Below are 11,689 nucleotides of genomic sequence, written 5' to 3'. Positions count from 1 at the left end.
GTTTTATTGGGCATGAAGCAGGGTAATTTCGACACGACGATTCAAGGCTCGACCTTCGGACGTGTCATTGGGTGCAATCGGGTTGGCTGCACCCGCTCCTTCCGTGGCAATGGCCACATTGGGCAAATGAATGGCGATCCGTTGGCCCACGTGGTCGGCCCGTGCTGCGGACAGTTGCCAGTTCGATGGGAAACGGATTGATCGAATCGGCTGATTGTCGGTGTATCCCGTTACCGTGATTTGACCGGGGTGCTGCGCCAGTTCCCGCGCAACTTTGTCGACCAATGGCAAGGCATCGGGTGAAAGTTCAGCGCTACCCGAGCTGAACAGGCCATCACCCACCAACACGACAGTGGACCTGTTGCCCGATTGTTTCAAGGTGAGTTGGCCGCCAATAATTTCCTGTTGTAGCTGGCTCGGTAATTCAAGCCCAACAGCAGGCGGCAATGGTTGAACTTGTGATTTTGTGAACTCAGGTTGTGGAAAAGAAATGGCGGCGATTTCATTGAAAACCGTATCGGACTGCGTGTTCATATCGAAGTAAAGGCCAACAAAGAAGATTGCGCCGATTAAACACATTGCACTCATGGGCAACCAGAGCGGAATCTGTAAAAATCGATGGTTTGGGCTGGGTGCTTTTGACTGCCAAAGATCAGGATGCAAGCCGCGAGTCCCCGTATTCAAGTTCAACGAAACAAGCTGAAATAGCCTGGAGCGCAATTGGTTCAGGGCAGACTCGCCGCCTGGTTCGACTTTGTATTTTCCTTGAAGCCCGAGACTGAGAACAACTGCCATCAAACCAAGCAGGTCACGGTTGTCTGTTGGGTTTTGCATCATTTTCTGGATCAGTGCAAATACTTTTTCGCCGCCCCAGGTCTCACTGAAAAACTGATGCAGCAAACTGTGGCTGGCCCATTGCCCGGCGCCACCCCAGGGTGTGTTCGCAGCGCGCTCATCCATGTAGGTACACAACAAATAGCGCACTGAAAGCCTTTCAGCCTGCGGTCGCTGAAGTAATTCCAAAGAGCGGTCAAGTTCTAGCAGGCCTGCCGACAAGGTTGTGGAAAGTAACTTGGGGGAAGGCAGGTCAGCCATCTCAGCGACGGTGCACATCAGGCGAAGCAAATGCGAAGTCTGAATCAACAGAATGTTCTTGCTCGCCGGCGGGCAGTTTTTCAACTGACTGAGCAGCTGATTCAGTTGACTCTGTGCAGCCTGTGGTGAATCTTGACCCATGGGTTTCGATTGGGACACTGGGCCGAGAATGTTGTCAATCGAGTCAATCGCGTGGGTATTTGTTTTACCCGTTTTACCCAGCCGGGGTTTAATAATGGTGCGCTCGCCACTCAAGGCTGAAAAGGGGTCAAGTGGATTCAAAGCAAGCGCTCCTGTTCGCGTCTAACAGCCCACAGTTCCATTCTTAGCTCTGGCAAATCTCCCGCGTAGTGAATCGCCAAATGCCCGGTTTGATCCAGTATTTTCCAAAGTACCTCGGCGCGGGTTTCCAGTTGAAAGTAAAGATGGTCTGCATAGTAGGGCAAGGCTGGCGGGTTTTGCTGAACGGGCTTCAAGCGGATTCCTGGCAAATTCAAATTGACAAGATCGCGCAGTTTCTCAGCTGGGCCAATTTTCACGGTGCTTGGGAATTGACGCTGTACGAGTTCTTCCGGCGCAAGTGCATGCACTGTCAAATAGAAATGGGCATCGGTGAGCAAGGTGCGGTCTGTAATTTGTGCCAGGTGTACGCCGCTTTGTTTTAGGTTAAGTGGAATTTGAACGGCGTGTTGGTCATGCATGGATGCCAAAGCATTTCTGATGGCGGCCAGCACTGGGGAGAAAGCGGTACGAAGGTTGTCATGGTAGTAGGCGGGGCTAAAGTCAGCGGCAGAGTCGTCACCATACAAGGTTACGGAACCCAGGCATTCAAGCAGTCGAATATAGGCAGACTCTGGGTGTAGCCTGTGGCTGGTCAGCAAATGCAAAAAAACCAAACGGTGTTCAATGCAACTTTGTAGCAGCAGAAAATCGCCAATTTCCGAACTGTTGTGGCTACCCTTGCGCACACGCCGTTGTCGAAGCTGATCAATTTTGCTTTGGAGCAAACTGACCACTGTTTCCAGCGTACGACGAATATTGCTGTTCTGAATGCCGCACAAACAGGGTTCTATAAATGTTTCGTCGACTTGCTGCATGCCGTGTTTGGTCTCGCGCAGTTCACAGATTTGCAGACCAACCACGCCGTCTCGGATCTGTTGCCCAGCGCTTAGAAACATATTGAGTTGTCCCACTTCAATGGTCTGTGCTTCCAGCTCGTGGTCATAAATACTGAGGATTTCCGCGCCTTGAGCCACATATCGTGTGTCTGGCTGAACACCAGTTTCGGGATTCTCGGCACACCAAGCCACATGTTGAGCCTGCCAATGCGGTCGGGCCAATGTCAAAAAAACCTTGTTGTCTTTCACGTTGCTTGAAAGGTCCAGGCATGCCGGAGCCGGGTCTTGATCGGGAATGGAAAAGTAACTTCCATCCGGAAAATAGCCCGATGCTTTCAAGATCGAAATTTTTCCGGCCAACAGCAAGTCTTGATCCAGTTTCAATTCATGAAAACCATGGCAGTGCGCATTGAAGTGAGCGGTCCTTATATGGACCTCGTGCTCGAAATGTCGTTCTTGTTGCTGGAAATGTTGGGGCTGAAGGAAAAGGCCCTCACTCCAGATGACGCGGTTGTTTTTAGTCATAACGGGGGATGAGTTTCACTCTCTGCTGATGGGGATGTATCACTCTTTGAGCGACTTTTTTCAAAAGGAATAGACTCGACGCCCAAGTCGCGAAAAATCCTAACACGAGATTTTTTAAGGTGATTTTTTTACCAATCTCCTACCTATTTCGGAGTAGCTATGTTTGATAAATCCATTCTGAAGTGTTCATTGGCAGTGCCGTTTTTCTTCAGCATGCTTTCACCTGGCCATGCAGAGTCCTTGGTGGTTGATCTGGCCGGTACAGTTCCCGCAGTCGAACAGGTCAAAGAGGGTTTGTTTCCCGAAGAGGCTTGCGAGGAATTGCGCAAGAACGGTTTCAAGTGCATGGGCTTCAAGCCCGCGGTGCGCTTCTCGATTCCGAATGCCCACTTTCAGTTGGGTTCCGCAGAGCTGCCGGTCGATTTAAAAAAGCAGCTCGATGTCTTTGCGAAGGTCTTGAGCAATCGACCCGCCGACTCAGCCCCGGTGCTGGTGACTGGCCATGCGGATGCAAGTGGCAACGAACCTTTGAATCAGGCACTTTCAGCCGATCGGGCCAAAGCGGTCAAAAGCTATTTGATCCAGAAAGGGGTCTCGCCAGCCTTGTTGCGCATTGAAGGCAAGGGTGCCGAGAAACTGGCAGATGTGAACAATCCATTTGCGCCGGCCAACCGCCGGGTTGAAATCAGCCGTTTGCCCTGATAACACAATCACCTCATCACATGAACAGACTGATCACCATGAGCGGCGCAGTGCCGCTGGAAGAACTGCACTTCAGATCGGCTCGCCTTCTGGAGTCCTTGTCGGAAAACAGCACTGGCACCGTCTATCTTGAATCGGATGTCGCCACCTTGAATGCCGATGATTTCCTCGGAAAGAATCTTTGCCTGGGTTTTGAGACTCGGGAGCAACAAAAGCGCTACTTCGATGGTGTGGTCGTGGAAATGGAGCAAACCTCCATGGCGATCAGTGGGCGCTGTTCTTATCGTGTTGAGTTGAAATCATGGTCCTGGTTGTTGAGTAAAAATCAGGAGTTTCGTGTTTATCAGCACAAAAGTATTCCCGATATTGTGGCCGAGGTCATTGGTCGACACGCCCATTCGTCCGTGCGTTTTTCTGATCGCACACTGGGAGCCAAGCGTGTGTGGGAATACGTTGTGCAGTTTGGCGAAAGTGACCTGAATTTCATTCGGCGCGTGCTTGAACAAGAAGGCGTTTATTTTTATTTCGAGCATGCCGAGAATCAGCACACCTTGGTGCTGGTGGATTCCGGTACAAGCCATGCACCTTACCCCGGTTACGAATCGCTTAATTACAATCCGGGTTCTTTGGGCGGGTGATTGAGTCCAGAAGAAGTCATTTCCAGCTTGTCGTTGAAAAAATCGATTGAGCCCCCCAGGCACGCACAGTCGGATTACAACTTCAAAACGCCTTCCACGTCTTTGCTGGTCAATTCGCAAGGCAAGTCAGAATCCTATAACTCGGCTTTTGAAGTGTTTGAGTATCCAGGGGAATACAATGACGAAGGCGAGGGGACTCACTACAGCAAACTGCGACACCAAGAGGCCCAGGCGCGTCAACAAATTTTCAGTGGCAGCACAACAGCACGCGGTGTCAGCACAGGTTGCCTGCTAACGTCGGTGTGCAAAGACAATCCAGCATTCTCCAATAGCTTGTTGATTGTCAGTACCCATTTGGCAATTTACGAAGCCGAACCTGAGGCCAATGGCGGAGCACAGTCCGATTTTGACTGCCAGTTTGAAGCCATTGAATCGGTTCAACCATACCGACCAGAGCGCAAATCCAGAAAGCCGCATGTGAAAGGCCCCTTGCCTGCTTTGGTGGTTGGGCCTGAAGGGCGTGAAATTCACACTGATGAATTTGGACGCGTGAAAGTGCAGTTCTACTGGGATCGTTACGGCAAGCGCAATCAGGACAGTTCATGTTGGGTTCGTGTTGCAACACCGGCTGCTGGAAAAGGTTGGGGATTTATTGCCATTCCACGCATTGGGCAAGAGGTTGTCGTGTCCTTTGAAGACGGCGATCCCGATCGCCCCTTGATTACAGGGGTTGTCTACAACGCTGAGCAAACGGTTCCCTATTCCTTGCCCGATCACAAAACAGTGTCAGGTTGGCGCACCCAATCTACTGAGAAGGGTGCTCCCTCCAATTTCAATGAGCTTCGATTCGAAGACAAACTTGGCAGTGAATATGTGTGGTTTCAAGCAGAAAAAGATTATCTCAGCTTGATCAAAAACAACAGCAATACAGAAATTGGCGGCAATTCAAACAGCCTTGTGCACGGCAACCTGATTGAAGAAATCAAGGCTGATGTATCTCGTACCGTGTTGGGTCAGGTCAGTCAGCAAATCGAGAAAGCCTTGCACCTCACCGTGAACGACGATCTTCTCGCCACGGTACAAGGATTGCTGGGTCTGATTAGTCAGGGGCAAATTGCAGTCAGCACCACGGGCCAACTGTCCATCAAGTCTGGAGGAAGCACCGAGCTCGATGCCAGTGGAAATTTGAGCTTGAGTACTGCAGCACAAGGGAATTTAAAAGCCGGTGCCAGTCTGAAGCTTACCGCTGGTTCCAGTCTTTCACTCAATGTGGGTGGCTCCTCATTGTCGATTTCAGCCGCCGGAATCACGATGAGCGGACCCTCCATTTCAGTCAATTCAGGCGGTGGGGGCTCGGGTGCTGCCAGCGCCTCGCCTGCACCGCCCGAGCAAGCTCAGGCTCCTTCCGTGGTTGAGCCACCGCTTGATCCGATTTCCTGATTGCACATCATGTTGAGCGTCTTTGGTGTGGCCCCAAGCGATCTGATTTCATCCGGAAAAGTTGTGGCTGAATTCCCGTCGTTCTCTGGGCAAACAGTGGGGGGCGTTGTCCCGGTAGACTGCCCAACGGGAGTTCTCGAGCTCTCGAGTTCGGCTGGGAAGTCTTCCGAGCATTGGCCATGGAAGCCGACAAACCGTGGCTATGTTGTTTTGCTCAACGAACAGCCTGGCAGCGCACTGAAAAATCAACTGAGAAAGATTCGTTATCTTCAAGATGAGTTTGGACAGAACCGAGTGTGGCCTTGGTTTGACCCACGTTATCTCAAGCTGGCACTGAACTCGCTTGAAGGTTCAGAGCTAAGTTTCATGTTTGGTCCGATTCAGGCTTTCGGATTCGTAGCCAATGACAACGCGGACAATATTCACGCGATTGAATTGTATCAATTGGGTCTGGATGGTTTGCTTGTCAAAAAGGTTGCGGCATGATCACCCTGGACCTCAAGGAACGTTTCTCCGAGTTGGCGCGAGCAGATCACCTTCTGCGAGTGTCAGCGACCCTGACGGATCTGGACATCAGTCATGGCTATAGTCAACAAACTGATTTCAATACGCGGCTTGTCGCTTGTATTTCAGCGTTGGCAGACCAGGGGCTACACGGTGCCACCGAGCAAACACAAGCGCTTTATTGCGTGCTCACTGAAGCATGTTGCATGACCACACTGCTACAGACCCTACAAACGAATAATTCGTTTGATGTGTGTTTGAAGCAGTGTGTTGAGCAGTCTCCTGATTCAAAGAATCTGCAGCAAAATCTGGATCGGATACAACAAATTTTTGCGGGTCTGGGCCGGTTTGATGAGATCTGGCTTGCGCCATTGAACAGCACCGTGAGTTTGCCTGCCGCGGTGAATTCGAAGGCCGATCCAAGTCTTCTGTATTTGGCTTGTACTCACGACGGAGTTTTGAATTCAGATCATTTGCCTCCTTTTTCCGAGGACATTAATCACTTGTGCACAGAGTCGGGTTTCCGGCACAAGGTATCTGGAAAATTCACACCGTCGGCATTGATTCAACAAGTGTGCCTTCAGGCGTTGCCCCGATGCGAAACTGCACTTAGCCTCCAAGCTGTTGTTGCTCAATGCAGTTTTGGTGAAATGCGCCACAACAAGTTCACAGTTGCTCACCATGTCGCTTTGCTGGATGCAAGGCAGCTGCAGTTCAAGTTCGATCGCAGGCCACTTGAATGCCCGGCGAGCGATAAGCAAGCTCTTCAGTCCACTTGGCAATCTCAGCGTTCTCTCAGTGAAGCGCAGGTGTTGGTACAAAAGTATTTGCTTGATTTCGCCATGCAACTGACTGCCGCATGGGAGAAGGTGGGGCACAAGTTTCAGTTCAAAGTACAAGGCAACGCATCAGTGGAAATTCAGGCAGATGCAATTCAATGGCATGCAAGCCTTGTGCACAAGGGCGTGCGCATGTACCTCACTGTGCAACCCGAGCAGAACTCGCAAACGCAATGGTGTTTGTCCCATGCATGGGACGAGGGGCAACTGCCCTTCGAGGAACCGTTTCTAATCCGTGAGCACACTGTGCCTGTGGTGGTGAACTGCACCACACCCTTGGCGGTTGGTCAGGCTGTATTGAGTACGCCCCCCGGTGTGGCTGGATACCTGACCATTCGCTTGCAGGGTCACGTAAATGCCGATACGCACTGCTTAGATCTTGAATTGAGTTTGAGTCATTCAGAGTTGCAGTATCACTGGCAATTTGCGGACGCCTTGCTGGGAAGGTCCTTCGGTTCATCGACATTGCTCACACAAGCGCACATTGCAAGCTGGAATGTAACGCATGGATAAAACCTTGTTGATACGCGCGTGCGTGACAGGCTCAGATGCGCTGCTGTGCCTCAATGGCATGGTCTTGTGCAAATTGATTTCAGGGCAAGAAATGCGTTTGCCGGTGCATGAGTTTATTCAGTCTGGTGAAAACCGGATTCAAGTGATTTTGCTGGGAAGCGTACTGAATGACACCCACAGTCGTGTGTGCGTCGAGTTACAGAAAGACAGGGGTGCCGATGTACTTGTTCAGCCTCAGGTCTTGTATGAATTTGAAGAATCGCTGTTACGTGGAGAACGTTTGGAGAAAAACCGACTGATCGATGTTTGTGTTGATCTGCCCGTGTCCTTTCCGAAATGGCGTTACCTGGACGTGATGCAGGCAAGCAGCGATGGTCAGGATCTGCAAAAAATCCAAGACTTCATTCTCCAACTCTTGCGTCTGATGCAAGAGAAGAAAACTACCCTTTTGCTGCCTTTCTTCTCAGTCAGAAACAGGGAGATCGCCATTGCATACGGTTTGGATGCGCAGCAGGTTCATCATGATTTTCAACAGCACCTTCGGCGCATCACCACACATGGAATTTTCCCGGACTGCGTATGGGATTCTCAATCGTGGTGTTTGCTTCCGGTTCGTCGAGCTGCAGTGTATGCCTTGCTCAACAATCAGCATCAGCCGCTCTTTCAACTTCAATTTGACGATGACGGCACCGCACTTCAAATTCCCATGCATGTGGGCGTTTTGGGCGGTGAGGTTTTTGTACTGCGATAGGGCTTCATCATGAGTTCAAGTTGGGTGTTCAAAATTCAGTCGAGTTTTTTGCTGTCGCCTTCCATCGATGAATGGAGAGTGCCGTCGAAAGGCGGTTTGCTTGGTCGGGCGATTGACTGCGATTGGGTGTTGCCCGATCCCGGCAGGGTCATTTCACGCCAGCACGCCAGGATAGATCTTGAGGCTGAGCAATGCTACTGGACCGATTTGGGTACCAACAGCACACAGGTCAATGGCAAGCCGATGAATCCTTCTCAGCGCACGCTTTTGATGTCAGGCGACATTGTAAAGTTGGGCGATTATTCGATTGTTGTGGAAAAACTCCCGAACAATTGGTTTGACCCCGCGACGGATTCATTTGATTTTCTGTCGCCACAGTCGGTACCCGAAATTCAGATTGATGCGCTGTTGAGTGATCACGATGAACAGCAAGTTGCGGAGTTATCCAACGATTCCGGGCAGGTTCCGGTGCTCGCTCAGCGAATGTATGTGGGTCCCCAGCAGCAGGCACAAGTCGCACCGGGGCCTGCAGTTGCACCAGTGGATAGCGCCGGGTTGCAAATGGAGCTGGCCACTGTCAGGCAACTGTTACGCATCAGCGTTCAAGGTTACATGCAGTTGTTGCAAGCCCGACGATTGTACAAAACAGAATTGGGGGGCGACTACACGTCCCTGTCCGGCAAGGGCAATAATCCACTGAAATTCTCCAAGACCGTGGATGAAGCCATGGCCTTGCTGACCGGCGGGCAGTCTCCCGGATACTTGCCTGCAGAACAGTCCTTGGAGCAGGCCTGTCAGGATTTGCTTGCGCACATGCAGCTGAGCATTGCACAGGTTCAACAAGTGATTGAACAAGCACAAACGACACTGAACCCACAGTTGATCGCTGACGAACTTCAGCACGAAGGCGGATTCAACCTGAAGCTCGCATCTTCCCGAAAAGCCCGTTTGTGGGATCTTTATTGCGAGCGGTATCGATTGTTGGGCGAATTATGGAGTTGACCATTCAGCTCGGAGCCTGCGGTGAATCGCGACCCGTTTCACTGCATGTGATTTCTCGTAGCGATCAAGGTGATCGTGACGAGAATCAGGACGCATTGAACCATGCTATTTCGGGTGCGTGGCATGTGTGCGCGCTTGCTGATGGTGCGGGGGGGCACCAAGGTGGTCAGGTTGCTGCTCAGCAGGCCGTTGATTTTTTTCTCGAATTGTTCTTGCTGCAACCAACTGTTTGCCGTGTGCAATTGCTCGCCATGGTGAATCAGGTGAACAAACGCATTCTTGAAATGCAGCAATTGAATGCCGGGCTACAGGACATGCACACCACCTTTTGCGCACTTGTTGTGAATCGTGACACCCTGCAGGCTCTGTGGTTGCATGTTGGTGATTCGCGCGTATACAGGTTTCATCAAGACAATTTGGTGTCAAGAACCCGTGACCACAGCATGTTGCAGTGGATGACTGACCACCAGCCTGACCATTCGCCACCAGCCCGCAACACGCTCTATACCGCGCTGGGCGAGCAGCCTTCTGAACTCACCATTGATATTTCTGATGTTTACATCGTGACGCCTGGCGATTGGTTTTTGTTGTGCAGTGACGGGCTTTGGGAGCATTTCAGTGATGCAGAACTGGGCTTGATCGGATCGAGTCTTTGGAATCAGGAGAGTTTTTGTACGCACATTCACCAACTTGCGCTTAATCGTGCGACAGGGCGTGCAGACAATTTAAGCAGCATGGTTCTTTTCGTAGGTGAGGGGTGTCATTCGAACGGTTGATGCCATGCCAACGACCCTATTTTCTCATTTTCCAGTTTGATGCTTCAATCGCGTTCGCCTTTATTTTAAGTGTTCCAGCCATGTTCCCCTTTCGTTTTTTTCTTGCCACTTTGTGTGCGGTGTTCGCCCTGCCATTGCAGGCGCAGGTTGATACCCCCTCCACCTTGTTGAACGCCAAGCCCGCCGTATCAAGCCGAGAAAACTCACCAGTGCCCACGATTGACAATCAGTTGCCCGACAAAGCAGCGCCCGAACTTGGCAAGCCCTTGAATGACATCTCAATCGATGTCACGGCTTACCGAATTGACGACGTGGAAGCCCGATACCAGAACGATCTTGAAACATTGTTGGCTCCCTATGTGGGAGCAGGCCGGTCGTTTGAAGACCTCAGCAACGCAGCGCAACTTGTAACGGCATACCTTCAGCGTGAACTGGGTTTGTACCTGGCCTATGCTTCCCTGCCTGCGCAGGACATCAAAAATGGTGTGGTTCGTATTGCGGTACTGCCAGGGATTCTTGAGTCTGTAGAGGTGGTGTGGCCTGCAGATGAACTCAGGGTGAAGCGCGAAATTGTCCAGTCACATTTGGCAAGCCTGAGGCCCGGGTCAATCATTCGCGTGGACGAGGTTGAGCGCGTGGTTTTCCTGCTCAATGATCTGCGTGGCATTCGAATGTCTTTTGCGATCAAGCCAGGCACTCAAGCCGGAAAGGCAATTTTGGTGGCCACACCCACGAACGATAAGCCGTTGACCGGAAGCGTTGGGGTGGATACAAATGGCTCACGTTTCGCGGGCACATACCGTGGAATTGCCACCCTGTCATGGGAAAGCCCTTTGGGCCTTGGTGATTCCCTGTCAGTCAGCCATTTGAAGTCTGATACCGGTGGTCTGGACTTTACCTTGCTCGGTTACACACTGCCGGTGGGTTCGAATGGATTGAAGTTGGGCGCGAACGTGTCCACAGTGAATTACCAGCTGAGCGAAGATGATTTTCCCTTGGGATTGAATGGCGATGCTGAGTCATTCGGGGTCTTTGCCTTGTACCCCTTGTTGCGTTCGCGAAACTTGAACCTGTTTGTCCTGGCAGGTTTGGATCAAAAAGAATTTACTGACCGACAAACGCTGACCGGCTTGGAAACAGTCAAGCAAGTGGACTCGTTCAGATTGGGTTTAAACGGTGATTCCCGTGACAGTTTCGCAGGCGGCGGTTTGAATTTTTTCAATCTGACTTACGAAGAAAGCAAAGTGAACTATCCCGGTGGAGTGCCGTTTGGTCTGGATGATGACCTGAGTGCCATGCGGGCCAACTATTCACTGGGACGCTTGCAGTCAATTGTTCCGGGCAAGCTCATGCTGTGGGCTTATTTACGTGGCCAGCAGGCCTTTGACAATCTTGACAGCAGTGAACAATGTTCCTTGGGCGGTGCCACGGCAGTACGTGCTTTTGCCCAAGGTGAAACATCGGGTGACAGTTGCGACCTGTTTACGCTGGAAGCCCGTTATTTGCCGTCGGCTGCCTGGCTCGACGGTTACGCACGCGAATTGTCGTTCAACGTGTTCTATGACCAAGGTCGTGTGCAACTGCGACACGATGCAAGTTCACAGGCCAGTGGCTTTGACAATCACGCTGAATTGGCTGGTTATGGACTTGGTCTGGCCTGGGATCGCCAAGACGTATTCACATTCAACCTGAGTTTGGCCTGGGAATTAACGGGCATACGCAAGTCTGATCCGAAGCGTCAATCACCACGAATTTTTGCATCTTACATCTACTATTTCTAAGCGAG

The 11,689-nt window shown here is 51.3% G+C and carries 9 protein-coding genes and 1 pseudogene; 8 read left to right on the top strand and 2 right to left on the bottom strand.

All coding sequences use genetic code 11. The features are described 5' to 3' along the window. Positions 1-3: 3 nt before the first annotated feature. Together tssL and tssK are read right to left on the bottom strand one after the other, a co-directional pair. Entirely contained in the window at positions 4-1,377 is a 1,374-nt protein-coding gene (gene tssL, locus P0D43_RS02135; protein ID WP_341236744.1) for a type VI secretion system protein TssL, long form, read from the bottom strand. After that, a complete protein-coding gene (gene tssK / locus P0D43_RS02130) occupies positions 1,374-2,738 on the bottom strand; it encodes a type VI secretion system baseplate subunit TssK (RefSeq protein ID WP_394673103.1) in 1,365 nt (454 codons plus the stop codon). Before tssK ends, tssL begins: the two co-directional genes overlap by 4 nt. A 159-nt stretch (positions 2,739-2,897) precedes the next feature. On the opposite strand from tssK, the gene P0D43_RS02125 reads away from it, so the two are divergent. The 8 genes and pseudogenes from P0D43_RS02125 (at position 2,898) to P0D43_RS02090 (ending at position 11,684) form a co-directional block, all read left to right on the top strand. Beyond that, entirely contained in the window at positions 2,898-3,440 is a 543-nt protein-coding gene (locus P0D43_RS02125) for an OmpA family protein (RefSeq protein ID WP_159569129.1), read from the top strand. A gap of 20 nt (positions 3,441-3,460) precedes the next feature. Further along, positions 3,461-5,518 (top strand): annotated as a pseudogene (locus P0D43_RS02120) (type VI secretion system Vgr family protein). A gap of 9 nt (positions 5,519-5,527) precedes the next feature. Then, positions 5,528-6,004 carry a hypothetical protein gene (locus tag P0D43_RS02115; protein WP_159569127.1) on the top strand — a complete coding sequence of 159 codons (477 nt, stop codon included), beginning with the start codon at positions 5,528-5,530 and terminating at the stop codon, positions 6,002-6,004. After that, positions 6,001-7,374 (top strand): hypothetical protein, encoded by a 1,374-nt coding sequence (locus P0D43_RS02110; protein ID WP_394673102.1) that lies wholly within the window; start codon positions 6,001-6,003, stop codon positions 7,372-7,374. The genes P0D43_RS02115 and P0D43_RS02110 overlap by 4 nt, the downstream gene beginning before the upstream one ends. Beyond that, positions 7,367-8,125 carry a hypothetical protein gene (locus P0D43_RS02105; RefSeq protein WP_394673101.1) on the top strand — a complete coding sequence of 253 codons (759 nt, stop codon included), beginning with the start codon at positions 7,367-7,369 and terminating at the stop codon, positions 8,123-8,125. The genes P0D43_RS02110 and P0D43_RS02105 overlap by 8 nt, the downstream gene beginning before the upstream one ends. 9 nt (positions 8,126-8,134) lie before the next feature. Further along, a complete protein-coding gene (locus tag P0D43_RS02100; RefSeq protein ID WP_394673100.1) occupies positions 8,135-9,127 on the top strand; it encodes a type VI secretion system-associated FHA domain protein in 993 nt (330 codons plus the stop codon). Beyond that, the gene (locus P0D43_RS02095; RefSeq protein ID WP_394673099.1) at positions 9,118-9,903 is read left to right on the top strand and encodes a PP2C family protein-serine/threonine phosphatase; all 786 of its coding nucleotides are present in this window, start codon (positions 9,118-9,120) and stop codon (positions 9,901-9,903) included. Before P0D43_RS02100 ends, P0D43_RS02095 begins: the two co-directional genes overlap by 10 nt. An 80-nt stretch (positions 9,904-9,983) precedes the next feature. Next, positions 9,984-11,684 (top strand): ShlB/FhaC/HecB family hemolysin secretion/activation protein, encoded by a 1,701-nt coding sequence (locus P0D43_RS02090; RefSeq protein WP_394673098.1) that lies wholly within the window; start codon positions 9,984-9,986, stop codon positions 11,682-11,684. The last annotated feature ends 5 nt before the right edge of the window (positions 11,685-11,689 follow it).

The organism is Limnobacter sp. (assembly GCF_043511195.1).
Classification (GTDB): domain Bacteria; phylum Pseudomonadota; class Gammaproteobacteria; order Burkholderiales; family Burkholderiaceae_B; genus Limnobacter.
This window is presented reverse-complemented; position numbering and strand designations above follow the sequence as displayed.

Excerpts from the sequence above, each read along its gene's own strand:
- tssK (WP_394673103.1), bottom strand. The coding sequence starts at position 2,738 with ATGACTAAAAACAACCGCGTCATCTGGAGTGAGGGCCTTTTCCTTCAG.
- P0D43_RS02125 (WP_159569129.1), top strand. The coding sequence starts at position 2,898 with ATGTTTGATAAATCCATTCTGAAGTGTTCATTGGCAGTGCCGTTTTTC.
- P0D43_RS02115 (WP_159569127.1), top strand. The coding sequence starts at position 5,528 with ATGTTGAGCGTCTTTGGTGTGGCCCCAAGCGATCTGATTTCATCCGGA.
- P0D43_RS02110 (WP_394673102.1), top strand. The coding sequence starts at position 6,001 with ATGATCACCCTGGACCTCAAGGAACGTTTCTCCGAGTTGGCGCGAGCA.
- P0D43_RS02105 (WP_394673101.1), top strand. The coding sequence starts at position 7,367 with ATGGATAAAACCTTGTTGATACGCGCGTGCGTGACAGGCTCAGATGCG.
- P0D43_RS02100 (WP_394673100.1), top strand. The coding sequence starts at position 8,135 with ATGAGTTCAAGTTGGGTGTTCAAAATTCAGTCGAGTTTTTTGCTGTCG.
- P0D43_RS02095 (WP_394673099.1), top strand. The coding sequence starts at position 9,118 with ATGGAGTTGACCATTCAGCTCGGAGCCTGCGGTGAATCGCGACCCGTT.
- P0D43_RS02090 (WP_394673098.1), top strand. The coding sequence starts at position 9,984 with ATGTTCCCCTTTCGTTTTTTTCTTGCCACTTTGTGTGCGGTGTTCGCC.